This window comes from Pseudoalteromonas sp. BMB (genome assembly GCF_001709235.1).
Lineage (GTDB): Bacteria > Pseudomonadota > Gammaproteobacteria > Enterobacterales > Alteromonadaceae > Pseudoalteromonas > Pseudoalteromonas maricaloris.
Genome location: NZ_MBQA01000161.1, coordinates 241817 through 268640, shown reverse-complemented (window position 1 = coordinate 268640; position 26824 = coordinate 241817). Strand labels below are relative to the sequence as shown.

Annotated in this window: 25 protein-coding genes; 8 read left to right on the top strand and 17 right to left on the bottom strand. The window is 44.3% G+C overall.

Annotated features, from left to right (window positions below; all coding sequences use genetic code 11):
- Positions 1-1554 precede the first annotated feature (1554 nt).
- Complete coding sequence (serB, locus tag BB427_RS12215; RefSeq protein WP_069020934.1) at positions 1555-2568, bottom strand: phosphoserine phosphatase SerB; 1014 nt, start codon at positions 2566-2568, stop codon at positions 1555-1557.
- A 95-nt stretch (positions 2569-2663) separates the two neighbouring features.
- Here serB and BB427_RS12210 point away from each other — a divergent pair, with 95 nt between their 5' ends.
- Both BB427_RS12210 and BB427_RS12205 read left to right on the top strand, forming a co-directional pair.
- A complete protein-coding gene (locus BB427_RS12210; RefSeq protein ID WP_069020933.1) occupies positions 2664-3305 on the top strand; it encodes an AhpA/YtjB family protein in 642 nt (213 codons plus the stop codon).
- A gap of 86 nt (positions 3306-3391) precedes the next feature.
- Entirely contained in the window at positions 3392-4120 is a 729-nt protein-coding gene (locus BB427_RS12205) for a thioesterase II family protein (protein WP_069020936.1), read from the top strand.
- A 223-nt stretch (positions 4121-4343) separates the two neighbouring features.
- Here BB427_RS12205 and BB427_RS12200 read toward each other — a convergent pair whose 3' ends face one another.
- The 7 genes from BB427_RS12200 to BB427_RS12170 all read right to left on the bottom strand — a co-directional run bounded on the left by BB427_RS12200 (position 4344) and on the right by BB427_RS12170 (position 12058).
- The gene (locus tag BB427_RS12200; RefSeq protein ID WP_069020932.1) at positions 4344-5147 is read right to left on the bottom strand and encodes a TatD family hydrolase; all 804 of its coding nucleotides are present in this window, start codon (positions 5145-5147) and stop codon (positions 4344-4346) included.
- Positions 5113-5754: a pyridoxamine 5'-phosphate oxidase gene (gene pdxH / locus BB427_RS12195; RefSeq protein WP_205991261.1), complete on the bottom strand. Its 642-nt coding sequence runs from the start codon at positions 5752-5754 to the stop codon at positions 5113-5115. Before pdxH ends, BB427_RS12200 begins: the two co-directional genes overlap by 35 nt.
- Before the next feature lie 68 nt (positions 5755-5822).
- Positions 5823-7565 carry an arginine--tRNA ligase gene (argS, locus tag BB427_RS12190; RefSeq protein ID WP_069020930.1) on the bottom strand — a complete coding sequence of 581 codons (1743 nt, stop codon included), beginning with the start codon at positions 7563-7565 and terminating at the stop codon, positions 5823-5825.
- Positions 7566-7589: 24 nt separating this feature from the next.
- Positions 7590-9179, bottom strand: a complete 1590-nt coding sequence (gene prfC, locus BB427_RS12185; protein ID WP_017216978.1) for a peptide chain release factor 3 — start codon at positions 9177-9179, stop codon at positions 7590-7592.
- Positions 9180-9463: 284 nt separating this feature from the next.
- Entirely contained in the window at positions 9464-10414 is a 951-nt protein-coding gene (locus tag BB427_RS12180) for a sensor domain-containing diguanylate cyclase (protein ID WP_069020929.1), read from the bottom strand.
- Between the two features lie 129 nt (positions 10415-10543).
- The gene (locus BB427_RS12175) at positions 10544-11242 is read right to left on the bottom strand and encodes a DUF3581 family protein (protein ID WP_069020928.1); all 699 of its coding nucleotides are present in this window, start codon (positions 11240-11242) and stop codon (positions 10544-10546) included.
- Between the two features lie 177 nt (positions 11243-11419).
- Positions 11420-12058 (bottom strand): cytochrome b/b6 domain-containing protein, encoded by a 639-nt coding sequence (locus tag BB427_RS12170; RefSeq protein WP_039494486.1) that lies wholly within the window; start codon positions 12056-12058, stop codon positions 11420-11422.
- A 173-nt stretch (positions 12059-12231) separates the two neighbouring features.
- Between BB427_RS12170 and BB427_RS12165 the strand changes: the two genes are divergently transcribed.
- The 3 genes from BB427_RS12165 to BB427_RS12155 all read left to right on the top strand — a co-directional run bounded on the left by BB427_RS12165 (position 12232) and on the right by BB427_RS12155 (position 14077).
- A complete protein-coding gene (locus BB427_RS12165; protein ID WP_039494484.1) occupies positions 12232-13089 on the top strand; it encodes a transporter substrate-binding domain-containing protein in 858 nt (285 codons plus the stop codon).
- A gap of 75 nt (positions 13090-13164) precedes the next feature.
- Positions 13165-13653: a glutathione peroxidase gene (locus BB427_RS12160; RefSeq protein WP_010379179.1), complete on the top strand. Its 489-nt coding sequence runs from the start codon at positions 13165-13167 to the stop codon at positions 13651-13653.
- A complete protein-coding gene (locus BB427_RS12155) occupies positions 13640-14077 on the top strand; it encodes a MarR family winged helix-turn-helix transcriptional regulator (protein ID WP_039494481.1) in 438 nt (145 codons plus the stop codon). The genes BB427_RS12160 and BB427_RS12155 overlap by 14 nt, the downstream gene beginning before the upstream one ends.
- A gap of 65 nt (positions 14078-14142) precedes the next feature.
- Here BB427_RS12155 and gltX read toward each other — a convergent pair whose 3' ends face one another.
- The 4 genes from gltX to proB form a co-directional block, all read right to left on the bottom strand.
- The gene (gene gltX / locus BB427_RS12150; protein WP_010607688.1) at positions 14143-15630 is read right to left on the bottom strand and encodes a glutamate--tRNA ligase; all 1488 of its coding nucleotides are present in this window, start codon (positions 15628-15630) and stop codon (positions 14143-14145) included.
- 83 nt (positions 15631-15713) lie between these two features.
- Positions 15714-16079, bottom strand: a complete 366-nt coding sequence (locus BB427_RS12145; protein WP_026000901.1) for a glutaredoxin family protein — start codon at positions 16077-16079, stop codon at positions 15714-15716.
- 86 nt (positions 16080-16165) lie between these two features.
- A complete protein-coding gene (locus BB427_RS12140) occupies positions 16166-17134 on the bottom strand; it encodes a GGDEF domain-containing protein (RefSeq protein WP_039494479.1) in 969 nt (322 codons plus the stop codon).
- A 71-nt stretch (positions 17135-17205) separates the two neighbouring features.
- Positions 17206-18345 carry a glutamate 5-kinase gene (gene proB / locus BB427_RS12135; RefSeq protein WP_069020927.1) on the bottom strand — a complete coding sequence of 380 codons (1140 nt, stop codon included), beginning with the start codon at positions 18343-18345 and terminating at the stop codon, positions 17206-17208.
- 362 nt (positions 18346-18707) lie between these two features.
- Here proB and BB427_RS12130 point away from each other — a divergent pair, with 362 nt between their 5' ends.
- Complete coding sequence (locus tag BB427_RS12130) at positions 18708-18935, top strand: hypothetical protein (RefSeq protein ID WP_010379194.1); 228 nt, start codon at positions 18708-18710, stop codon at positions 18933-18935.
- Positions 18936-18952: 17 nt separating this feature from the next.
- Here BB427_RS12130 and BB427_RS12125 read toward each other — a convergent pair whose 3' ends face one another.
- Positions 18953-19453, bottom strand: a complete 501-nt coding sequence (locus tag BB427_RS12125) for a DUF1543 domain-containing protein (protein WP_045989143.1) — start codon at positions 19451-19453, stop codon at positions 18953-18955.
- Positions 19454-19561: 108 nt separating this feature from the next.
- Here BB427_RS12125 and BB427_RS12120 point away from each other — a divergent pair, with 108 nt between their 5' ends.
- A complete protein-coding gene (locus BB427_RS12120) occupies positions 19562-21202 on the top strand; it encodes an amidohydrolase (protein WP_069020926.1) in 1641 nt (546 codons plus the stop codon).
- Here the strand turns inward: BB427_RS12120 and BB427_RS12115 are convergent.
- Positions 21193-21411, bottom strand: coding sequence for a YgjV family protein (locus BB427_RS12115; protein WP_010379202.1), 219 nt, complete (start codon positions 21409-21411; stop codon positions 21193-21195). The genes BB427_RS12120 and BB427_RS12115 overlap by 10 nt on opposite strands.
- A 284-nt stretch (positions 21412-21695) precedes the next feature.
- Here BB427_RS12115 and BB427_RS12110 point away from each other — a divergent pair, with 284 nt between their 5' ends.
- Positions 21696-22352 carry a Crp/Fnr family transcriptional regulator gene (locus tag BB427_RS12110; RefSeq protein ID WP_010607695.1) on the top strand — a complete coding sequence of 219 codons (657 nt, stop codon included), beginning with the start codon at positions 21696-21698 and terminating at the stop codon, positions 22350-22352.
- 59 nt (positions 22353-22411) lie between these two features.
- Here BB427_RS12110 and BB427_RS12105 read toward each other — a convergent pair whose 3' ends face one another.
- The 3 genes from BB427_RS12105 to BB427_RS12090 all read right to left on the bottom strand — a co-directional run bounded on the left by BB427_RS12105 (position 22412) and on the right by BB427_RS12090 (position 26824).
- A complete protein-coding gene (locus BB427_RS12105) occupies positions 22412-22975 on the bottom strand; it encodes a phosphoribosyltransferase (protein ID WP_010607696.1) in 564 nt (187 codons plus the stop codon).
- A 427-nt stretch (positions 22976-23402) separates the two neighbouring features.
- Positions 23403-25706, bottom strand: a complete 2304-nt coding sequence (gene parC, locus BB427_RS12095; protein WP_045989146.1) for a DNA topoisomerase IV subunit A — start codon at positions 25704-25706, stop codon at positions 23403-23405.
- A gap of 8 nt (positions 25707-25714) precedes the next feature.
- A complete protein-coding gene (locus tag BB427_RS12090) occupies positions 25715-26824 on the bottom strand; it encodes a PQQ-dependent sugar dehydrogenase (protein ID WP_069020924.1) in 1110 nt (369 codons plus the stop codon).

Below are 26824 nucleotides of genomic sequence, written 5' to 3'. Positions count from 1 at the left end.
GGTTAAAGCCGTTCCACCAATACACAGTACGACTTCCTAGTGTGCTGCGATTGGTTTTTATTTGCGCGCTATTGTTACATAAAAGGCAAGCATTTTTAACTCATTTTTTTTACTCAGCATTCGAATGCTTATTGGGTGTGCTAGAGAGAGGAAAGTAGCGCTGATTGTTAATTCTGATTTTATCTCCTGAAGCAGCTAAGTCGCTTACAAGCACCAAAAGAACTTATCAGCGCATTGTGTCTCCCTCATCACACCCCGAAAATAAATTGCCAATGCGTCATTTCAACGCATGGATGCGTGAAGAGCGGTGACAGGGCCAAGGATGGCCCTTACACCGCGGTGACGTTCATATTGGCAATTTACTTGAGGAGTCAGTGTGATGTTGGGAGTGCCTTTTCTTTTGCTACCTTTTCTTTGGGCAAGCAAAGAAAAGATAGTCGTAGCCCATGGATGGGCGTCGAAATCGGTCAGGAGGACGGGCTGACTTTACAATACATTTCGAGTTATCAGCCGTTAGCAACATAAACCTCCATGTTTAATATCAAAGCGCATCCATGCGCTCCTCGTTCATTCTTTTTAAACGACGAAAAAGAACGAACCAAGAAAACGTCGCCCCAGCATCACACTCAATCCTCAAATCCTAAGCCGACATAGTGCAACCGTCTTGTAAGGCACATCCCTGTGCCAGACAAGACTTGGCCGACATAGTTGCTTGCAAGCACCACAATAATTTATCAGCGCCTTGTGCCTCCCTCATCACACCCGAAAGTAAATTGCCAATGAGTCATTTCAACGCATGGATGCGTGAAAAGCTGTGACAGGGCCAAGGATGGCCCTTACACCGCGGTGACGTTAATATTGGTAATTTACTTGAGGAGTAAGTGTGATGTTGGGAGTGCCCTTTCTTTTGCTACCTTTTCTTTGGGCAAGCAAAGAAAAGATAGTCGTAGCCCATGGATGGGCGTCGAAACCTGTCAGGAGGACGGGCTGACTTTACGATAAGTTTCGAGCTATCAGCCGTTAGCAAAAAAACCTCCGTGTTTAATATCAAAGCGCATCCATGCGCTCCTCGTTCATTCTTTTGAAACGACGAAAAAGAACGAACCAAGAAAACGTCGCCCCAGCATCACACTTAATCCTCAAACCCTAAGCCGACATAGTGCAACCGTCTTGTAAGGCACGTCCCTGTGCCAGACAAGACTTGGCCGACATCCTGTCGGCACATTGCATATCGACTTATGCTTTTCGGGTGTGATGGAGGGGGGAATAAGTTGCTTGTGAGATCTTCTAAGGTTTTTGCGATTAAACTGCTTTAAAGCATTGCAAAAGCTATCATCGCAGAATGCTTCCTAATTCACAGTGCAAATAGTGTTGTAGGAGACGGTTCACCCGCCGAGAAGTTAAGTTTTTTGGGGGGTGAGAGAGTGCCCTGTCATTAGGCATCAAAGAAGCCCATGGATGGGCGTCGAAATCCGTCAGGAAGACGAGCTGACTTAATTCATAGTCTCGAGTGATTGGAGAAATCACCCTCCATGGTACGTCTCATAGCACATATTATTTCGGCACACCTAGCAAATATAACAGTTGTAACAAAGATCCTTCACAAATAGCCGCGTCGGCATTTTCTACCACTTTTGGTTTACCATGGATTGCTACACCTAGTTGGGCTTTTGCCATCATCACTAAGTCATTTGCACCATCACCAATGGCAACGGTTTGAGTCATTGGGATCGCATATTGGGTTGCAAGTTGACCTAGCACTTCTGCCTTTTTGTCGGCATCTACGATATCACCTAGCACTTTGCCGGTAAGCTGCGCGTTTTCCACCTCTAGGGTGTTGGCAAATACAGCGTCTAGTTGGAGTGGCTCTATCAATGATTCTGCAAACCATGTAAAGCCACCCGAGGCGATGGCAAGATGCCAGTGATGCTGCTTTAGCGCCTGACATAACAGCTCTATACCGGGCATTAGCGGTAAGTTTTCTTTTAATGATTGAATTTGTGATAACGGTACGCCAGAAAGTGACGCAACGCGGCGGTGTAGACTTTCAGAAAAAGAGAGTGCCCCGGCCATTGCCTGTGCGGTGACAGAAGCCACTTCATCATATCGGTCGGCCAATCGAGCAATTTCGTCAATACATTCAATTTGAATTGCGGTGGAGTCCATATCCATCACAAGTAACCCAGGCTCTGCTAAAGTAGGTGCTTGTGTTATCACCGCACCTTGCGCATTAATGCTTTTTGCAAAATCTCTTACTTCAGCCTTGCTCGGCAGTTGCGATGCGTTAAAACGCATACCCAATGCAACTGGGAGCTGTTCATGAGGTTGATATGCCGTAAAATAAGTTTGCTCGATAGCAAATGTTCGAAGAAATTTCTCAACTTCCAGAAGGTGTTGTAATTGTATATTTGGGCCAAAAAAGCATATAGATTGGGTCGTCAGCTCAGGTAATTGATTTACTTGTGTGAGGCTTGTGTTACTTTGGCAACTATACCAATGATCCAGCGCCATATGTTCCTGAATTGGTGTGTTTAGTTCACGATTAGCGAATTGAATGATTGACGACATAAGTTGCTCCTTGATAGCGTTAAGCCGATTTTTAACATGATTGCGCTAAGCTGTCAGCACTGGACCTTAGCAAAAGCGGGCAATATGCGATAAATATGAAAAATTTACATGTATTAGAAGTGTTAAACTCGACCAGAGGGCGTAGATTATTTCGCCTGTGCATCGCCGCGACGTGTTTAATTATGGTGACTTGGCTTGCGTTTAATACCAGCTTTGAATCTCATCGTTTGCTCCATAATGGCGCAGACCTTACCGCAAGAAGTCTCACCAAGCAGCTCGCAAAAAATGTAGCATTGCCCCTCTCTCGCAGTGATACACCAAGGCTCAGCGCACTGGCAAATCACCTCGCTAGCGATGACTTTGTGCTTCAAGTCGCGATTTATGATTATCAAGGACGCTTTATTGTTGGTAACGACGGTAATTCCTCACCCACAGATTATCAGCAGCTACCTCAAACCTTACCGGGACTGAGTAAAACCAAAAGCATTATTTCTGAACCAGTATATACGCCGATGGGACAGCCTCTTGGGTTCGTCAATATGGTCTATTTGACGGAAGCTGCTATGTCACAAAGCCACTCTCATTTCCACGAACTTGGACGAGTCGTTTTACTGATGCTGGTGATAACGATGGTATTCACATGGCAAATAGGTCGAGCATTAAAACGCTGGGAAGTAAAACGCAAAATTCGCAAGAAAGTAAAAATGCTTCCTGCGCCTGAAAATGTTGCTCATTAGATGGAACCAAGTTATCCCTATTACTATTGTAAATAGTTTGATAATATCATTATTGATTTGTATAAGAGCGATAAATGACAAAGGACATGAACAATAAACTTTTTATAATCCCAAAACCGAGCCCAAATGCTAAGGTGCGGTTATTTTGCTTTCCTTATGCTGGCGGTTCACCAGCCATATTTACACCGTGGATAGATAAAGCAAGTGAATTTGTTGAACTTGTTTTTGTTCAACTACCAGGAAGAGGTGCAAGACTTATTGAGCCTGCCATTGATAATATGCCAGATATTATTGCGGAGCTTATGTGCCATAGTGACTATATTACGAGTAAACCTTTTGCTTTTTTTGGTCACAGTTTAGGTAGTCGCATTTCATATGAGCTTGCTTTGCAATTACTGGACCTAGACTTACCAACTCCGCAAAAAATATTTGCTTCAGCAAGTCGAGCGCCGCACTGCATATCAACTAAACGTCATTTACATGGCTTACCACACGATGAGTTTATTGCTGAGCTTCGCGACTTAAATGGTACGCCAAAAGAAGTTCTTGAAAATGAAGAGCTTATAGAACTATTGCTCCCATTGCTCCGAGCTGATTTTAAAGTAGCAGATACCTATGTGGCAGAACCGCGGGCATTACCCATCCCCATCCATGTTTTCCATGGCGTTGATGATGAAATCTTGAATGAACATGTTACTGCGTGGCAAGAGCTAACGACACAGCCATACCAGATTACCGAGTTTTCTGGTGGTCACTTTTTTATTCACCAATACGCTGATGAGATGATCTCAATTATTAATCAGCAATTGGCTTAAGTAGTGTTGGTGTTATGCCGGAAAAGCATAAAGATCGCCGGGTGAACCGGCTCCTCCCCCTATTTTTCTATTGCTGGTAAGTATGGTTTTATATCGCGGTAAAAGCATCAAGATCGCCGGGTGAATCGGCTCCTACAACGAGTATTTATTGTTCGTAAGTATGGTTTTATATCCCATTTGTGATATTGACGCGTAGGTCGAGATTTATCTCGACATCATCAATTTACCCTAAGCCAAACAACTGCGTGGTATTTCGATAAAGCGCTGCGGCAAGCTCGCTTGGTGTTTCGCTTCGATACTCGCAAAGTCTGTCAAATACTTGGACGACTCGCTTAGGAGAGTTTGGCTTCCCCTGATAACCATGTAACGGCATTGACGGCGCATCGGTTTCCAATACTAGGCTTTCAAGCGGCAGCTGTGATATTACCTGCGCTGTTTTCTCGCCTCTTGGATAAGTGATTGTGCCACCTACTCCTAGCTTAAAACCCTGAGCGATATAATATTCAGCCTGCTGTTTTGAACCTGAAAAGGCGTGGATCACCCCGCCATACTGTGGCTTAACACGTTTAAACGCGGCAGCAATTAGGTGATGACTTTTACGGTGATGGACGATTAGCGGAAGCTTTACCTCATTACTCAGCAAAATATGCGCTTCAAACAGTGCAATTTGCCGCTCCAGCGCATCGCAGGTTGTATCGATGCCGCACTCTCCTATCGCGCACAGTTGGGTACGATTGTGCACTACATACTCTACCAACGCGGTCATATCGTCGTCGCAATGTTCACCAATAAAATAAGGGTGTAACCCCGCGGCGATTTCACATTGTGGATGATGTGCTTGAAAATCAACAAGCTGTTGAGACTGCTTAAGGGTAACGCCAGGCACCACAAAGCGTTCAACACCATTGCTGTGGGCAGCTTTGATATGCGTAGCTAGGTCATCTGCCAACTCGCTGAAATCGAGGTGACAGTGACTATCTATAAAGGCGAATTTATGGGTTGAGCCGCTCAATTTCCCAACTACCATCGGCTTGCTTCACATACATAAAGCGATCATGAAGACGGTGCTCTCCACCTTGCCAAAACTCAACTTTAGTGGGCTCAACACAATAACCGCCCCAAAAATCAGGTAGTGGAATTTCACCTTTAGCGAACTTGTCTTTCATGCTACTAAAGGTTTGCATCAAGGCTTGACGAGATGACACTGGGCGCGATTGCTGAGACGCCCACGCTGCAAGCTGACTTTCTTTTGGTCGTGATAAGAAGTACTTGGCAACGCGACTGGTTGGTAACGGAACAGCTTCACCGTACACGATAACCTGACGCTCAATTTCATGCCACGGGAAGTGTAAGCATACCTTGTTGTTTTGCTTTAATTCTTGCGCTTTGCGTGAACCGGTATTGGTAAAGAAGACAAAACCGTGCTCGTCTACATGCTTGAGTAAAACAATGCGTTGAGACGGCTGACCGTGCTCGTCAACCGTAGCGACGACCATCGCTGTTGGGTCGGTAAACTTGGCATCAATCGCCTGCTGGAGCCAGGTTTCAAACTGCTCAACGGGTGTGTCTTTTAGCATTTCACGACGTAAACCGTCTTTGGTATATTCTCTGCGAATGTCTTCAAGTTTCATCACAATATCCTTAACAAAAAAAGCCGCTATAAAGCGGCTTCTAGTATACCTTAATGCAAGTTAAAACTAACTCACATTTGCTCCATCACTTCGATACCAAGCAAATCTAGGCCGGTTTTCAGTGAGTTAGCAACCAAATTACATAGTACTAGACGACTTTCACGGACGTCTGCAGCTACATCATCTTTCAAAATTGGGCACGCTTCATAGAATGTCATATACAAGCTCGCAAGCTCATATAAATAACTACATAATACGTGTGGCGTTGCTTCGCTGATCATCAGATCAAGCACTTCTTCCAGTTGCAGCAGTTTAAGCGCAAGTGCCTTTTCCTGTGGTGCTTGAATCTGAATGCGACCAGTTAGGCTGGCGCTATCCATGTTTGCCTTACGGAAAATACTACGAACACGAGTATAGGCGTACTGCAAATATGGCGCCGTCGCCCCTTCAAAGCTCAGCATCGTATCCCAGTTAAAGATATAATCGCTGGTTCTGTGCTTTGACAGATCGGCGTACTTCACTGCACCAATACCCACTTTACGCGCGATTTCTTGGCGTGCTTCATCAGATAGGTCAGAGGCTCTGTCAGCGAGCTTTTCTGTCGCACGGCTCACTGCTTCGTCAAGTAAGTCTGATAGCTTCACCGTGCCGCCAGTACGAGTTTTAAACGGTTTGCCATCGTTACCCATCATAGTACCAAACAGGCTTGGCTCGTAGCTGGTTTTGTCTTTTAAAAGACCCGCTTTACGTGCTGTGATCTCAACTTGGTTGAAGTGTAAACCCTGACGCGCATCAACAAAAATTAGGATACGATCAACATCTAGCTCATTTGAACGGTAATCACAGGCAGCTAAATCAGTCGTTGAATATAAGAAACCACCACCTGATTTTTGCACGATAAATACGGAAGGTTCACCGTCTTTATTTGCCAATTCGTCAAGGAATACAACTTGAGCGCCCTGATCTTCAACCGCAATGCCTTGCTCTTTTAGCAGCTCAATTACACCAGCAAGACGGTCGTTGTAAGCACTTTCTGCCATGATATCATCACGCGTAAGCGTCACGTTTAGCTTGCCGTATACTTCTTCAGAATGTTTCACTGAGGTGTCGATAAACATTTGCCATAGCTTCTGACAATGCACATCACCACCTTGTAGTTTTACGACGTAATCACGGGCTTTATCGGCAAAACCGGCTTCGTCATCAAAGCGCTTTTTGGCATCACGATAAAAGCTTTCAAGATCCGCAAGTGCGACGTTTTCAAGGTCAACACCTTGATTTAGCAAATCTTCTAGGTGTGCTATCAACATACCAAACTGGGTACCCCAGTCGCCCATGTGGTTTTGGCGAATAACAGTGTCACCACGGAACTCAAGGGCACGCACAACGGCATCACCAATAATAGTTGAGCGCAGGTGACCTACGTGCATCTCTTTAGCAAGGTTTGGCGAAGAAAAATCGACCACAACTTTGTGAGGCGTAGCATGTTCAGCAACACCTAGCTTGGCATCCGTATTTGCGGCCTCTAGGCTTGTGGCTAAAAACTCAGGTTTGAGGTGAATATTAATAAAACCTGGGCCTGCGATTTCCGTTTTTTCTGCAAGATCAGCAACGTCTAGGTTGTCGATGATCTTCTGCGCCAGCTCTCTTGGGTTAGTTTTTAGTGCTTTAGCAGCACCCATCGCACCGTTAATTTGGTAATCACCAAACTGAGGACGCGTGCTTTGTGTTACCGCTGGGTTTGTACCTTCAGGGATACCAGCCGCTTGCATCGCTGCATTGGCTTTTTCAATTAAAATACTTTTGATGTTCATCTGTTTTCCTTTAATGCGCAGCGATCAGTGTTCACGAGTTTCATGGAACTTCACGTCAGGGTAACGCTCCATTGATAGATTCAGGTTTACGCGACTTGGTGCGATGTAAGTTAGATTATCACCACCATCCAACGCTAAGTTTTGCTCACACTTACGGCGGAACTCAGCCATTTTCTTATCGTCATCACAGCTTACCCAGCGCGCGGTTTGAACCGTTACGCTCTCGTAAATCGCATCTACGTTGTATTCAGACTTTAAGCGCGCCACAACCACATCAAACTGCAGCACCCCAACTGCACCTACAATCAGGTCGTTATTGATAAGTGGTCTAAATACCTGTACCGCACCTTCTTCAGAAAGCTGTACCAGCCCTTTAAGTAGCTGCTTTTGCTTAAGTGGATCTCTTAGGCGAATGCGACGGAATAGCTCAGGCGCAAAGTTTGGAATACCACTAAATTTAAGCGTTTCACCTTGTGTGAAGGTATCACCTATTTGAATAGTACCGTGGTTATGTAGACCAATAATATCACCCGCGAAGGCCTCTTGAGCACGCTCACGGTCACCCGCCATAAAGGTTACCGCATCCGCAATACTGACTTGTTTACCAAGACGCACGTGGTTCATCTTCATGCCTTGGCTATATTTACCAGATACAATACGCATAAAGGCGATACGGTCGCGGTGTTTTGGATCCATGTTTGCTTGAATTTTAAACACAAAACCAGAGAACTTTTCTTCGTCGGCTTTTACTTCACGCTCATCAGTTTGACGCGGCAGTGGCGTTGGTGCCCACTCAGTTAACCCATCAAGCATGTGGTCAACACCGAAGTTACCAAGTGCCGTACCAAAGAATACAGGGGTTAATTCGCCAGTTAGAAATAATTCACGGTCAAACTCGTGCGAGGCACCCATTACTAACTCAAGCTCTTCACGAAGTTGTTCCGCAAGACTTTCGCCCACAGCGGCGTCAAGTTCGCTGTTATCTAGCCCTTTGATCACGCGTTTGTCTTGGATCGTATGACCTTGACCTGTTTGGTACAAAATCGTTTCATCACGATGAATGTGATAAACACCTTTAAATTCTTTACCACAGCCAATTGGCCAAGTAACCGGCGCACACATGATGTTCAGTTCGGTTTCTACCTCATCAAGTAGCTCCATTGGGTCACGAATATCACGGTCCAATTTATTCATAAAGGTAACGATTGGCGTGTCACGTAAGCGTGTTACTTCCATCAGTTTGCGGGTACGGTCTTCTACACCTTTTGCCGCATCGATTACCATCAAGCACGAGTCAACAGCGGTGAGCGTACGATAAGTATCTTCAGAGAAGTCTTCGTGTCCCGGAGTATCTAGTAGGTTAACCAAGGCATCATTGTATGGAAACTGCATCACAGAAGTGGTTACTGAGATACCACGTTCTTTTTCCATTTCCATCCAGTCAGATTTGGCGTGTTGGTTTGAGCCTCGGCCTTTAACCGTACCGGCTTTTTGTAACGCCTTTCCGAATAAAAGTACTTTTTCGGTGATGGTGGTTTTACCCGCATCCGGGTGTGAAATGATCGCGAAAGTACGTCTGCGCGACACTTCCTGCGGAATACTCATATTTGACATTGAAATTCTACTTATGGCATTGGCAACCGAACCAAAACTCGGCCACGCTAAATTCGAACAAAGATTGCTATATTCTCTCCGATCTTGGCCATTTTAACAACTTGATGACGGTAATTTTCGCAGCTAAATAGCAGATGTTATATAGCCATTGCGGTAGTTGATGAAAGGTGAGCTGTGATGGCTAGTTTATTAGTCCAGCTTTTTACGTAAAATCGCCATTGTTCACCAAAAAGCGTGTCTTGTCTGCAACTATGTCGGCCTATGCTTTAGGTCACATCGAGCATTCAGCTCAGTTTTTGCTGATACATGTGTTTATCTGCCCGAGAAAATAAACTAGCCATGCTTTCAAACTTATTTTCACACTTAGCAAATCCCGCTGAAAATCCACACTTGGGGAGCTTTTTCTGTTTTAACGCTTGATAGAAATTAGCCTCACTTTGAAAAATAAAGTCGTTGACGGCTTTTTCATTATCTCGCTGCACAATAGCCAGAAACTCATCACCACCATAGCGCCCGATAATATCATCTTCGCTGCTTGCGGCCTTCAAGGCTTCAGCCAAACTTTGTAACACCTGATCACCAACTTCATGACCATAGCTGTCATTTATTGGTTTAAAACCATCTAAATCAAGAAAGACACAGTAAAGTGCACCACCCAGTTTTAAGGCAATATCACGCTTATGTTCACCGAGTATTTCGGTCGCACGACGATTTAATACTTCAGTTAACGGGTCTTGCATCGCTATCGCTTTGATTTTGCTATAGCGCTCAATCATCACCAAATCGTCTTCTAGCATATCGCGCAAATGCTCTATAAATTCAACCAACGGAGCGCCGTAATTCGTGGGTTTAAAGTCCATCACACACAAAGTGCCAAACGACTTTCCATTGGGCCAGTGGATAGGTACACCCAAATAAGACTCAAAGCCATCATTGGCAACCTCAGGGTTATCGTCCCATTGATAATTTACACTAGCGTGCTGCTCATATAGGTTACGGTTATTAGCGACAACATGCTTACAAAAGATATTGGTTTCTTGCGGTATAAAACCACCAGCAGGATACGGATTTTCTTCTTGGTCACTTGCAATCATCACTGCAAAACCGTCTTCTTTTTTTTGCACCACAAACGCAGCAGGCGCCGAAAAAATCTTCGCCATCAAATCGACTGTTTTTTGCCACTTTAATAACGTTTGTTGTGAGGCTTCTGGTTTAAGCAAGTCTGCGTACGGCACTGTAATACCATTTAATTCAATTACATTTATCTAAACAGTATAGCGGACAGCTGAAGAGTGGATGAATTATTGTTTAAAAGGAACAGTGTGGGCAACACGCTGACTGGTGCGTCAGCGTGTATTGGGAGGTTACGGCTTTAATGCTACTTTTCTATCGTTGTAATAGGCAATCAAATCATCAACGGTTTGCTGACAATACTCGCGGATCCCAGAAACTAACATGTGCTTTTCACCATAACCGACTTTAGAGCCATTCGACAGCAAGTTAAAACGCAGGTTGATCTTGCCACGTTTGCCTTCATAGCTAAACTCTGGCTTAGCCGCTTCCAATGTTACTTCCGTTACCGATATATCATCCATATGGATAGACATAGATTCGTATATCACCATTGGCCTTGCTGGGTTTATCATTACCTCTTGCTCACCCATCAATGGGATGATCACATGAGGAAAGGTAGTGCCTGAAAATTCTACGTAATTTCTCGTCAAACTATTGATGAGCGTTGGGCACGTGCTGGTTTCGCCAGCGCGCGACACGGACAGCATCACTTTATCATTAGCGGTAATATCAAATTGTGCAGCACCTTCTGGCAAGGTGAGCGTTGTTGTTTCATCAACCATGCCCACAAAGCTAAACTCCATATTCTCGCTTAAGCCGTAGTGCTTTAACACTAAGGAGAAAAGTAGATCACCCGGTACACAAAACTTCTTTGCATCGATGTCGTGCAATGGGTTGTAGTCGTCCGCGACTCCTTTTGCAAATAAACTCCCCTGCTCTCTGGTAATGGTGATCTCATTTGCTTGTTGTTGATAATACGGCTCTAACATCGCTACTTTTCTCTAACCTCTAAGATAAAACTGCGCCATGTTACCAGAATTTTCTGAAATAGAGGTCATATCTGTTACGATAATCTGTTAACAAATATTACATTGACCGGACTTGATGCTAAAGGTTAGCGAGGTTATTGAAAACAGTAATCTCGCTAACTTACGTTCAGAGTTGAGTTACATTAACCCTTGTAATGGCTCAGCGCCCCAAGTAAAGAGTAACACAGCAGAAATTGCAATAAAGATAAGGTATGCAACAACACCCGATTTCATGACAGGCGTGCTGACTGCATTTTCTTGCTTGCCAGTTACTAACGTCTTTACTAGGTTTTGACCTTTAAGGCGATACACCACAATAGCAAATATATGCAGTGCAATGGCGGCAATTAACAGCTCAATATTGGTGTGATGTATATCACCTGCTAATTCAACTAAGTCGTAAGATACATATTGTGCGAGTGGGCCTTCCACCAAAATATCATCTGTTGTCATCAAGCCAGAAACGAGCTGGACAATGATCAGTACAAAAAATAGCAGCACCATCAAACTTCCCGCAGGATTATGTCCTACATGGCTTTGTTTTGATTTAATGGCCGATAAAATTGCTTTAGGTGAATGAAATAACGCACTTAATTTAGCGGTTTGACTACCAATGACACCCCAAATTAATCGCGCTGCCATCAGTGCTAACAATAAATAGCCAGTAACAAAATGAAGATCCATCATGCCCTCTTCACCGGTAATATATAAGGTTACTAGTCCTGCTACGAGCAGCCAGTGAAACCCGCGGATAAATCCATCCCACACTTTGGTCATCGTTTATTTGCCCCATAGGTAAAAATCATTGCAATGATGACAGGTTATAAAACTCAGCACAAAGAGTTAAGGTTAAATAACCGCTTATCTTGATTTGGCAGCGCATTTTGAATGCTAATTAAGCACAATGTTCTATAGTAAACTGGTGTTTGCTTTACTGGGTTGGAGCAATAATGAAATATTTACTGCTAATGCTGCTGTTGTTTGGTGCGTGCTGCAACGCAAAAATACTGCTGATCTCGAATGAACCAGCCGATGAGCAAAGGCTTTTTAGCAAACAAGCCCATAGTTTAGAGTCAGATACCAACAACTTGCTTTTAAACCAGTTTGGCCGAGATTACTTTGATTTTAACATTGTCACCCCAACCAAACTTAATCAATTACTAGCAAGTGAAGAGCCCGTGTGCGCGGTGTCTCGCCTAAAAACCCCAAGCCGCCAGCAAGCCTTTTTGTTTACCATCCCCATCCACCTATATCCAAGCCATAGATTATACTACTTCAAACAACACACCCCGATGGATGCCAGCCTTGTGAATGCCACCGGTAAACTGAAGTCGCTGGCAAGTTTAATGGCTTACTATCCACAAGCCACCATCATCAAAGAGGTTGGCAAATCTTATGGCAATACCATTGACTCCGCATTAGCGCTACTTGAACCCAAAAATGTTGCCATTAGACCGTATAAAACCTCAGCACAAACTATTATGGAGCAGTTTAGTGCAGGTAAAGTCGACTTTATATTAGCCTACCCCGCTATTTTTCAGCAGAGCTTTCCAAAGGACAAGGCACACCTAGTGGGTTCCTTACCAATAGCGAATAACCTCCCTCATCTCGAAGGCCATATTGCTTGTAGCCATACCCAAGAAACACAAGCATTTATCGAAAAGGCCAACCAGATGATCCGTGCGCTGTATTCCACTAGTACCTATTTAACCACACACTTAAAATATCTCCCCAAGCAAGATCACGCATTGATCACCAGGCGGCTTGCGATGCTAAGCGTCAAATATCAACATACTCCTGCAAAATAATTTCAACTGCGGTTGCACAAGAGTCATACTTAGTCTAAATTAAATCGCACACGATTAAATCATGAAAGACTAAAAATGACGACACTCTATCAGTTTGAAGCAAACACGTTACAAGGTCAGGCATATCACTTTACCGACTTACAAGGCAAAGCTGTGCTTATTGTTAACACGGCCAGTGAGTGTGGATTAACACCACAATATGAAGGGCTCCAAGAGCTACACCAAAAATACGCGGATCAGGGACTTGTGATCATCGGCTTTCCCTGTAACCAGTTTGGTAAGCAAGAACCCGGCGATGCAAAACAAATTCAAGAAGGCTGCTTAATCAATTATGGTGTTGATTTTCAGATGATGGAAAAGATTGAGGTTAATGGCGATAAAGCACACCCACTGTATCAATACCTAAAGTCTGCGCTTCCGGGGCTATTTGGTAATAAAATCAAATGGAACTTTACTAAGTTTTTGTTTAATCAGCAGGGTGAACCCGTTAAGCGCTATGCCCCAATCACCAAACCTGAACAAATAGCCAAAGATATTGAAAAGTTATTAAATGAGTCAATCTAATCCGCAGCTCAATCTCGATAACCAGATCTGCTTTCGGCTATATAGTGCATCAAGGCAGGTTACACGACTCTATCAGCCGTTACTCAAAGAGGTTGGGCTCACGTATCCGCAATACATAGTGTTATTGATTTTATGGGAGCAAGACGGACAACTCGTGAAAGAAATAGGCGAGCGAGCTGAACTCAATAGCAACACCCTAACACCGCTCCTTAAGCGCTTAGCAGAGCGTGGCCTAGTTACCCGTAGCAAAAATCCTGATGATGAACGACAAACCTTCATTCACTTAACTCAAGCAGGTAAAACCCTCGAGCAATCATGCGCTTGTATCCCAGCACAAATGATGGCAAAAGCAGGCTTAAGTATGGAGCAAATTCAACTATTAAAGCAGTCTCTTGATGTGTTGATGGCACAAGGACAGCGGTAAACACGATACATTTCAGACAATAAAAAAGCCGCTACATCAGCGGCTTTTGCAATACGGTCTCGCTATTATGCAATAGACGGGTACTCACGGTATGCTTTTTCAAGCTTTTTAGCTTGCTTTTTAGATACACCAATATGCTCTAGTGCCACTCTTAAACGCGCACGAGAAAGGTCAGACCCTAACACTTCCATCGCATCTACTACTGAAGTCGATGAGGTTTTGCCAGTAATAGCAACGAAGATAGGCTCTAAGAACTCTTTGATCTTTAACTCATGGTGTGTCGCCACAGCCTTTGCGATAGAGAAGATCTCAGACTTGTTCCACGTACGCAGCTTTTCCAATTCCCAAATAAAGAATTGCAGTGCCTGACGAACCACTTCTTCGTCCGCTTTACCAGCCGTTAATAACGCTGGATCGTATTCAGGTAAGCCCGCCACAAAGTGACCGGCTAGCCCCACCAAATCAGATAGCGTGTTGATACGTGCCTTGGCTTCAGGAAGTACGCGAGCCAACATATCACCGTTAAACTTCCAGTCGACAAAGCGTTGGATAAGTTCTGCATCGGTTAGGTTTTCGCGGATCCACAGACCGTTTAACCAGTTAAGCTTGTCAATATCAAAGATAGGTCCACCAAGCGATACGCGCTTCATATCAAAGTGTTCAATCATCTCAGCCAAAGTGAACTTTTCACGCTCATCCGGCATTGACCAACCCATACGACCTAAATAGTTAAGTAGTGCTTCTGGTAAGAAACCCATTTCTTTGTAGTAGTTAATTGAAGTTGGGTTTTTACGCTTTGACAGCTTAGACTTATCAGGGTTACGAAGTAGCGGTAAGTGACCAAGCACAGGTGCTTCCCAGCCGAAGTCTTCGTACAGTTTTAGTAGTTTAGGTGCAGAGTTGATCCACTCTTCACCACGGAAGATATGGCTAATTTCCATGTGATGATCATCTACTACGTTTGCAAGAAAGTAAGTTGGGAAGCCGTCAGCTTTCAACAACACTTGCATGTCTACGTTTTCCCATGGGATCTCAATTTCACCACGAAGGTAATCGTTAAACTTAAACGTGCCTTCTTCTGGGATTTTCATACGAATAACGTAAGGCTTGCCTGCTTCAAGGTTTGCCTTCACTTGTTCTTCAGATAAACGTAAGCCACGACCGTCGTATTTAGGACGTAAGCCTTCTGCCATCTGTTCTTCACGCATTTGGTCTAGCTCTTCAGCCGTCGCAAAGCAGTAAAACGCTTTACCATCATCTACAAGCTGCTGTGCAAATTTTTTATATAAGTCAGAACGCTCTGATTGACGGTATGGACCAAACTCGCCACCCACATCCGGACCATGATCCCAGTCAAGCCCTAACCAGCGCAGGCTGTCCATGATAGCTTGCTCAGATTCAACTGTACTACGTACCTGATCGGTATCTTCAATTCGTAATACAAACTCACCACCTTGCTGCTTGGCAAAGCAATAGTTGAATAAGGCAATATAAGCCGTTCCTAAATGTGGATCACCGGTTGGAGAGGGTGCGACACGAGTACGGATAGTCATCAAAATTCTCTTAAAAATGGATTAGTCGATTAATGGCGCTATGCTAGCATAGCGCCTGATTAGCGCATAGTAAGGCGCGTGAATTAAGCTGCTTTTTCCAGCTTTTCTAGATAAGCAACAATGTCATTGGATTCGTATAACCAAGTGACTTCGCCTTGCTCTTCGATTCGCAAGCATGGCACCTTCACCTTACCGCCCTGCTCTAGCAGCTCTTGGCGATATTGCTCATCATTTTTGGCATCACGGGTTTCAAGCTTAAGCCCTTCACGCTTGGCAGCGCGGCGCACTTTTACGCAAAATGGACATGCCTTAAATTGGTATAACTTTAAGTTTGCCGTCATAGCATCTAGCTTTTGCTGCTGTTCTGCGGCACGTTTTTTACTGCGTGGGGTAAAAATAAAATCAAAAAGTAAAATCAGACGTCCTAAAAACCATCTTACAAATTGCATAACGTTTCCCAAACCTTTTGCTAAATTCGCTAAAAAATAGGTTGGGGAGTTTAGCATAATCTTTAAGCGCTATATATAAGCGGAGCTTAAAACAACTCTATTTCTGCACATGCGTATTGTGATTCAGCTAACCCTAAAGCGAGGTAGTTTGTGACTTGGTTTCTGCCATTTTCTTTTGAGTGATAAAGCGCGAGGTCAGCTTTGTGAACTTGCTCAGAAACTTGTAGTGAATCGACCACTTCGGTAAAACCAAGGCTCACAGAAACATGCTCTACTTGCGGAAATCGGCTAGAGGCAATTGCATTTCTCAAGCGCTCAAGTGCCACTACAGCAGAATCGTCATTGTGACTTTGAAATAGCACCGCAAACTCTTCACCGCCGTAGCGAAACACATAGTCTTCTGCTCTAAAGTTAGCTTTGATCTTTTGTGCCACCAGCAGGATCACTTCATCGCCAATCACATGGCCAAAATTGTCATTTACCTGTTTAAAGTGATCGATATCTACCATCGCTAAATACCACTTGCGGTCTTCACTGTCATCACGACATACCGTAAACCCGTCCCCATTGGTTATTTCCATGACTTTTTCATCAAACGTTTGGCGATTGAGTAGCTCGGAAAGCGGATCGATACGAGCAAAGTGCAATGTTGCCATTTGATGCGCAAAAACAGTGAGTAAGTGCTTCATTAAAGTCGCAGTGGTGAGATTTACTTGGCCTTCTATATATAAAAAACCAACGAGCTGAGCTTGATGATAAAACGGGATAACACTATCGCCGTGGTATTGAATGAGATGTTTGTCATCTTGACGCTGCTGTAATTTATCTACCACGGCATCTACCGGTCCCACCACAACACAAAAGTCGCGATGGCTCACAAATATGGACTTTGGGACTTCTTTTTCCGATAAGCTTTTACTGAAATAAAATGCATAGCTTTCCCCACAAACATCAGAGATAACCCGCTCAAGGGCCTGCATTAGCACCAGTTCACTCTTTTGCGCCAAGAGCTCTAAAGTAAGTTCGTGACCACAGGGTGAATAGCTAATCGACATTCAAGGCCTCTCAATAAAATTGACTCTTGATAAGTGTAGAACAGCCTTCTGAATTTACAGTAATTTATAGGCTAATTTAATACTTCTTGTTGGCTATGTTGATTTAAGAGTACCAAATTATCACGGTGGATGATTTCCTCAGCGCTTTCAAAGCCAAGACACTGCGCAAATTCACTACTATGACGGCCAATTACCAAACCAAGTTCTTGATTACTTAAGCTAGTTAAACCTTGTGCCTGTAGCGTGCCTTGTTGGCAAAACACTTGAACCAGCTCACCACGTTTAAATTGCCCTTCAATCGACACGATGCCTTTTGCTAGTAAACTTGCTCCTTGATTACATACCGCATTGATTGCGCCATTATCACAAATTATTTTACCAGTTGATTTTGGGCCAGACAGCAACCAGCGCTTGCGCCCTCCAACCGGAGCGTCAAACTTCAAAAACGTCGTGCTTGGTGCGGTTTGCGTAAGTACTTGCGGTAAAATGTCGTATTCACTACCTTTTGCAATCACGACATCAACGCCTGCTCGTTGTGCGATGTCGGCGGCTTGCAACTTAGTCGCCATACCACCCGTGCCAAGTTGTGTGCCACTGCCACCAGCTAGTGCTCTAAGTTCGTCGTTTATATGTGTTACTTGCTCTATCAACTGCGCATCAGGATTGGCTCTGGGATCTGCGGTAAAAAGACCATGCTGATCGGTGAGTAATACCAATTTATCGGCATTTGCTAAAATTGCGACGTAGGCTGAGAGGTTATCGTTATCGCCAACTTTTATTTCAGACGTTGCCACTGCATCGTTTTCGTTGATGATAGGCACGACATGATGCTCTAGAAGCTTAGTGAGCATATCCCGTGCCGTTAGATAACGTTCGCGGTGCTCAAGATCGGCTCGTGTCAGTAGCATTTGTGCGACAGTGACGTCATAAATACTAAACAATGACTGCCATAAATGGATTAATTGACCCTGCCCAATCGCAGCTAACATCTGTTTTTCAGCTAGCGAATGACCAATTTGTTGCTGTAATACACCGCGCCCAGCAGCAACAGCACCGCTGGAGACAATAATAACCTGATGGCCAGCTTGACGTAGCGTTACACACTGCCTTACCAGCTCAACAAGTCTGGGCTTGTTTAAGGTCTGGCTGCCTGCAGTTAAGACACTTGTGCCGAGCTTGATAACAATGGTTTGTTTATTGTTTTTGGTCATAGTATTTGTTGGTTTTTACAGCGATAGAGCTTCGTTATACCACGGACCTTCCCCCCTCCCAAGTAATAATACCAATTGCATTAACTCTCCAACCAATTTGAAGGGTGAAATACCATATTAGCGTCGTTAAAAATTTCTCATTTAGAACAACTAAATAGCAAAATTTTTGCCTCGCTACTAAAGCTATTCCTCCGCTTCAAATAGCTTATTTAATTAATACAATTGGTATAAACTCATGAATTTTATTTCTAACTCAGAGTGAATTGGTATAATCCGCCGCACTGATTTCGATCAAGGCTTTTTTGCACCGCGTGTGAGAGAGTGTTCACCATTCAATGAAAGAATAATTAGCTGAGTTCAGAATGAAAAAACACAAAAAGAACAAAGAGATTATGATGCTACCTTTACTGTTTGTAGTGATCTTAATGTGTGTGGGTGGCCATTTTATTTTGCAACCTAGCTACAAAGACAGCCACATTGTCGAGTACTCTCTAGCTGCACTGCCGTTTTTAATGTTTGCCGTCGTGATTGTCGCTATTAAAATAGCCATAAAAGCAGATAACGATGAAAACAATGAGGGTGAGGGCTAAAGTATCCCTCACATTGGTTATAGAGGATGATAACCAAACCACAAAGGGGTAAGCGGTGTTGATTGGCCACTGTGGGTGAGCTTGATATTTAAGTTTTGATCAAATAAATCGATGGCAAAACAGTCATCTACATCATGTAAATCGTCTTTATGAATATGGCTAAAACCGTTAAGCAAAAACGCTTTTGCCTTCTCTTTTGCTTCATCCGCATTCGTCGCAACGAACAGCCCAAAGTCATGCGCCTCAGCTAACCTATCTGGCTTATATCCTCCCAGGTTCACAAAATACAAATGCTCAGCTTGCTCAACACGCTCTTCGGTAAGTTCAATGGCATAGCCATCGGCATGTTCAATGATTGTGTAGCTATCCATATGCACCGAGTTTTTATCACCAACCCATTGCTGCTTTAATTTGGGATAAGCTTCTTCAATTGTATTTGCCGCGACAAAGCGCACATCATGCATTTCAATATGGCAACCTTGAATACGGCCACCTAGGTATACAACAAACAACTTCACTTTGACACTCCACTCCTTTAAAACCCAAGTATACTCTCAACTCAAAGACTTGGCTTTATTGAGTTAGATGATTATTCTGAATAAACACTCTCAGTGAAGGACAATATAATGAAAAAAACATTCCTCGCGCTTTTGGCTAGCTTTAGCCTGTCATCAACAGCTCAAGTAACCTTAATTCACAATGTAAATGGCTATACGCCCACTAAATCACAGCAAATTGAGCGCTTTTCTTCTTTGGTCATTAAAGACGGTAAAGTCGTAAAAACAAGTGCAAAGGATCTCAGTACTCAATACCCGAGTGCAACCAAGTTTGACGGTGAGGGAAAAACCCTATTGCCCGGTTTAATTGATGCACACGGTCACATCATTGGCCTTGGCAATAATTTACTCACACTCGACGTGCGCGGTAGCAAAACCATTGCAGAAGTAGGAAAACGGCTTAGCCACTACGCCAAAGTCCATGAAGGTGAATGGATAATAGGTCGAGGCTGGGATCAAACCTTATGGCCCGGCGGACAATTCCCAACCGCAGCTGATCTCGACAAATACGTAAAAGATAAGCCTGTCATGCTCACTCGAGTAGATGGTCACGCTATTTGGGTAAACTCAAAAGCGATGGCGCTTGCCAACATTTCGAAATCAACAAAGACACCTGAAGGCGGTGAAATCATTACATTGAATAGCGGCATGCCGAGCGGGATTTTTATCGACAAGGCAGAAGACCTTATTCGCACTCATGTCCCAGCTCAGTCAGATGCACAGGTAAACAAGGCGCTGAATAAAGCCGGAGAACACTTGCTGAGTTTAGGCATTACCTCAGCCCATGATGCCGGGATTGACTACACCACATGGCAGGTTTACCAAGCACGCGCCAAGGAACACACGATGCCGCTACGCGTCTACGCTATGCTCAGTGCAAGCTCCCCCAAACTCGCAGAGATGTTAGACGCTGGAGTGATCAAAGATACACGAGATCAACTCTCTATTCGTAGTGTAAAAATCTATGCTGATGGTGCACTTGGCAGTCGAGGTGCGGCACTTATTCGCGACTATCATGACCGCAAAGGTCACAAAGGGTTAATGCTCGAAAACCAAGCGACGCTTGAAGCATTGATCACCCAAGCCATACGCAGCGGCTACAGTGCGCACACGCACGCCATTGGCGATAGAGCGAATCGCATCGTGCTAGACTCATATCAACACGTTTTTAAAAAAGCAGGTGGAAGACTGCTCAGAAATCGCATTGAGCACGCACAAATTGTCCATCCGGATGATATCCCCCGCTTTAAGACGTTAGATATTATTCCATCAATGCAGCCTGTTCATGCCACATCCGATATGCATATGGCCGAAAAGCGCCTAGACGACAAACAGCTTAGTGGCGCTTACGCATGGCAAACATTCTTAAAGCAAGGAAGTAGAGTCGCGGCGGGTTCTGACTTTCCAGTGGAGCTTGCAAACCCTTTCCATGGTCTACATGCCGCTATCACCAGACAAGACCATCAAGATTTACCCAAAGATGGCTGGCGCCCAACAGAAAAGCTAACCAGAGAACAAGCACTCCAAGCATTTACTATTGATGCTGCTTATGCTGCATTTCAAGAATATAAACTGGGAAGTTTAGAACAAGGAAAGTGGGCCGATTTTATCTTAATCGACCAAGATTACTTTACCGTAAGCAAAGATAAAATTGATGATATTAAAGTCGAGCAGACGTGGATTGCAGGTGAACTTAAATATCAGCGTTGATCTTTTTGTAATTTAACCAAATGGTAGGTGTTAACTAGTGCCAGTAGACCATTAGTTAACGCCACCGGCCAAGCCTGGATAAGTGCGCCATAGGCAGTAAAACAAATACAGCCCATTAAATTGAACCAACGCAACTTAGCAACATCGCTCATCATCAAAGAAACGACCAAAAAAGCAGAGGCTAAATAGCCTAAATATTCCCAACTCATTTGTCCTCTCCCCTAAGTTGCGTTAGCATATAGTTTATGCTCGAATTTACGTATCGAGCAGAATAAAAAGGCTAACCCACAAGCCCCTAGAAATTAGCACCAATAAATTAGCTCTAACACGGGAAGTGGGGGTTTAATGGTAATATCGTTTATTAAATTCTTCGCCACAGCGCTGAGATAAAACCGATACTACTTAAACGGTGTGAGTTAGCGTAAAACTGAAAAATTCATGCTAACGTCATTATAGTTTAATAAATAGGACATATGTCCGAAGAGCCATCTAGATGTTTCAATATCATTTTTCAACCAATTTGGTCGAACAGTTACTCGCATTTGCTGGTAATAGTTTTCAGCACAGCAAAAAAGAAGTCTTGATCCACCAAGATGAACCATTGAGTAAACTCATATTGGTGACCAGTGGTACTGTGTCTTTTAGTTATGATGTCGGTAACGGTCGTCGTCTATTACTCGGACAACTGGACTGTAACAACACGCTAATTGGCGAAATCGAAGCGCTGAATCATCAGCCTTGTATTTATACCGTGACTTGCTTGAGCGATGTAACCTATCACCTCATTGAGCTAAAATATTGGCGAAAATTACTGCTTGAGCAGCCGGAGCTGAGCCTATATACCGCGCAAACCATCGCTGCTAAGTTTACTGAAAACCAAAAGATAAACTTAGACAAGTTGCTGTTGCCGCTGAGCTACAACATTGCTAAAGACTGCTTATTACGTGCCGAGAATTCGAATCCAACATTACTTCGTGCCTACTCAACGGTAAGTGCTGAAGCCGAAAGATTTGCGACCACTGAGCGCGCATATCGTCGGGTGGTCAGTGAATTGGTAGAAAAGGGCTTGATAGTACGCAGTAGTGAAGGCTTAAAGCCAGTTGATGTTGACGCGCTTGAGGATTTTGTTGATAGCTTCGCGCAAGCTTAATTTTTTGCGGTTAGAATAAACTAGGGCGAGTACTTGCTCGCCCTTGAGTACTGATTAACTTATTTTGCAAATAGGTGTTTAATATTTGCTAAGTCAGACTTTCCTTCGACTAATTCTTCCGGTGTTAAACCTGACAGCTCGTGAGGGAATACCAACCACTCATCAGACTCATGAATAAAGTAATCTGGTGTCATTGGTACTTTTTTGTTTGCTGGCTTGTAGTATGGGCAAGCAACACGAATATCGCGAGGCAGGTTCAAGCGCATTAGCTCTGCAAGCTTTTCTTTCAACGCAAAAATACTGCGGCCAGAATCAAACACGTCATCAACGATTAGCAATGAGTCGTCAGCGTTTGCATTTTCAACGATGTAATGCAGACCGTGAACTTTGATTTCTTTAGATTGCTTACCAATGCCATAGTAAGAAGAAGTACGTACTGCGATATGATCAGTCTCTATACCTTTGTAATCGTAGTATTCTTGAACTGCGATACCAATAGGCGCACCACCACGCCAAATACCGATAATAAAGTCAGGTCTAAACCCGTCTTCATAAACTTTAGCGGCTAAGCGAAATGAATCTTCTAGCAATTGTTGCGCTGTGATATAGCACTTATCTGACATAAATACCCCGTTAGGAAGCCCGTGTGATGGTGACAAGCAGCAAGTGCTGCCAATTGATACCAATTACAATTGTTTGCAAGCCATAGGCACTTGTGTGATTGGTATAACCGAATATTTTAACGTAAAGCGCAATAAAATGCTGCAATAATAGTGTCTTTTTATTTTCATTTTTTGATTTGGGACGCCATATCCTAAAGTTAAAGATCGCCGGGTGAACAGACACCGCATAGTATTATTTAATTGGTGGGAGCGAGTTCACCTCGCGATGTTCTAAACTGCTAAAAGATCGCCGGGTGAACCGGCTCAGACACAAAGTTCAATGGGTGAACAGACACCTACACTGAGTGATTAATTTGGTGGCAGCGAGTTTACCTCGCGATGGTTTGCAAGAGATAAAAATAAGGCCGCGGTGGGCGGCCTGTATCGGTTATTCTTCGGTATCTACGCTAGCGTCATTGTCTTCTGGTGTCTCGACACCATTGTGCTCCAGATCATAGCTATCAACGCGCTGTAATCCGCGCGGTAACTTATTACCTCTGCGCCCTCGCTCGCCGTAATAGTGCTCTAAATCACTCGGCTTTAAGGTTAGCTTGCGCTTACCTGCATGTAAGGTAACAGAAACGCCTTCAGGTACCACCGCTAACACTTTGACAAACTCTTCGCGGCTTTGCACCTTCGCGCTAGGAATAGAGATAATCTTATTCCCCTTACCTTTACCAAGCTTAGGTAAATCACGTAATGGGAATAGCAGCATTCTGCCTTCGCTCGAAATCGCCATACACATATCGGTGGCAACATCGAATACCTGAATTGGTGCCATCAAATGGGCACCTTTTGGCACGCTGACGAACGCTTTACCATTTTTGTTTTTGCTCACCATATCCGCAAAGTCACTGATAAAACCGTAACCGCCATCGGTCGCCATCAGGTAAGTCGACTTCTCTTCGCCCATGACCACATGTTCAAAGTTACATCCTGACGCCAAGTTAAAGCGTCCCGTCATCGGTTCACCCTGACTCCGGGCTGAAGGTAAGCTATGTGCATCGGTTGCAAAGGCTCGCCCTGAGGTATCTAAGAACACAGCAGGCTGATTACTCTTACCTTTTGCAGAGGCTTTATAACTGTCTCCTGAGCGGTAGCTCAGCCCTTCGGCATCGATATCATGACCCTTCGCAAAACGCGCCCAGCCTTTTTCAGATAGCACAACAGTTACAGACTCTGATGGGATCAAATCTTTTTCGCTAAGCGCTTTGGCTTCACCACGCTCAACTACTGGTGAGCGTCTATCATCACCATACAATTCAGCAGCTTCTTGGATTTCTTTTTTCATCAACGTCGACATACGACGCTCAGAGCCTAAGGTTTTTTCCAATCCATCACGCTCTTTTTCAAGCTCATCCTGCTCACCACGGATCTTCATTTCTTCAAGCTTTGCAAGGTGGCGTAATTTCAGGTCTAGAATTGCTTCAGCCTGCTTATCTGAAAGACCAAAACGCGCTATCAACTCTTCTTTTGGTTTGTCTTCGTTGCGAATGATTTCGATGACTTCATCGATATTCAAAAATGCAATCATCAAACCTTCAAGAATATGCAAACGCGCAAGCACTTTGTCTAAACGATACTGCAAACGTCTACGCACCGTTTCACGACGGAATACTAACCACTCAGATAAAATCTGACGCAAGTCTTTAACTTGTGGACGCCCGTCTAAACCAATCATGTTGATGTTAACACGGTAGTTCTTTTCAAGATCCGTCGTGGCAAATAGGTGCGCCATTAATGGCTCGACCTTAACTCGATTTGAGCGCGGTACGATGACGATACGCGTCGGATTTTCATGGTCCGATTCGTCACGTAAATCCGCTACCATAGGGAGTTTCTTCGCTGTCATTTGCGCTGCTATCTGCTCTAGCACCTTGGCACCCGAACATTGGTGCGGCAACGCGGTGATCACCACTTCACCTTGCTCTTCGGTGTACACAGCACGCATCTTGATTGAGCCACGACCTGTGGTGTAAAGCTTTTTGATCTCTTCTTGCGGCGTAATGATTTCCGCATCGGTTGGATAGTCTGGCGCTTTGACCAATTCTAGAATTTCTTCTAGTTCGGTTTTAGGCTTATCCAATAACAAACAACAAGCTTCAGCAACTTCGCGTACGTTATGCGGCGGAATATCGGTTGCCATCCCCACTGCAATACCTGTCACCCCATTCAGCAAGATATGTGGTAAACGCGCGGGTAACACTTGTGGCTCATCTAAGGTGCCATCAAAGTTAGCGGTCCAATCAACCGTACCTTGACCAAGCTCTTTCAGCAGTATTTCTGAGAACTTAGATAAACGCGCCTCGGTATAACGCATCGCAGCAAATGATTTAGGATCATCCGCAGCACCCCAGTTACCTTGGCCATCCACCAGCGGATAGCGATAAGAAAACGGCTGCGCCATGAGTACCATAGCCTCATAACAAGCACTGTCGCCATGAGGGTGATATTTACCCAATACGTCACCGACGGTACGGGCAGATTTTTTGTATTTTGCTTGAGCAGACAAGCCCAGCTCACTCATCGCATATACAATACGACGTTGTACAGGCTTCAGGCCGTCACCAATATGTGGCAACGCCCTATCCATGATCACATACATGGAATAGTTCAGGTAGGCGTCTTCAGTAAAACGCCCCATCGGAAGTTGTTCAATGCCTTGCAAGGACAAGGCTTGAGGATCTGTCATGTTACACCTTACTTGTTGTTGTAGCTGATGCGATATATCGCATTGGCGTAATCATCGGAAACGAGCAGGCTACCGTCATCGAGCTCTGCAATTGCGGCTGGTCGACCATAGGTTGTTTCGTTTTCCATAAAGCCGGTAAGGAAAGGCTCATAGCCCCTAATTTGGCCATCTTGCACGTTTGCTCGCATTACTCGATAGCCCACTTTTTTGCTGCGGTTCCAAGAACCATGTTCAGCAACAAAAAGCTGATGCTTCATTGCCTTTGGAAATTGCTCGCCACGGTAAAAGTGAATGCCCAGCGGTGCAACGTGCGCTTGTAGTGCAAGGGCTGGCATAGCGTAATCAGTCACCGATTTACCCTCGCCAAACTCAGGGTCTAGCACGCTGCCGCCATGAACATACGGGAAGCCAAAATGCTGACCTATTTCGTCAACACGGTTGATTTCACATGGTGGAATGTCATCTCCCATCATGTCGCGACCGTTATCGCTAAACCATAACTTTCCGGTTACTGGGTGATAATCAAAACCCACTGAGTTACGCACGCCTTTGGCAATCGTCGAAAGCTTTTTTGTCTCAAGATTTAGTGAAAATATACGGCCAAACTTAGGGTCTTCGGCACAAATATTACAAGGCACGCCAACCGGAATGATCAGTTCGCCTTCAGGCGATACTGTTAGGTACTTCCAGCCGTGGTGACGTTTGTCAGGCAAATCATCGAACACCACTTCTTTTACCGGTGCCTTAAGGTTTTTTGCAATTTGCTTAAACCGCACAATACGCTCAACTTCAGCAACGTATAAGTCACCGTCTTTTAGGGCAATACCGGAGGGCATATTCAGCCCTTCTGCAACCAAGATTTTCTTGTCGGCTACGCCATCACGGTTATTGTCAATGAGTGCGTGAACTTTACCCGCTTTGCGAGAGCCAACATACACAGTGCCATCTTTACCCACCGCCATTTGTCTTGCATTTTCAACATCTTTCGCAAAATAGCTCAGCTCATACCCTTTAGGTACTGAAAGGCGCGAAAGTATATCGTTTGCCAGCGCTGGTGAGCTTAATAACACTGCTGCCAGTGTTGTCGCTACCGTGGTCAATTTGCAATGTATTTTCAT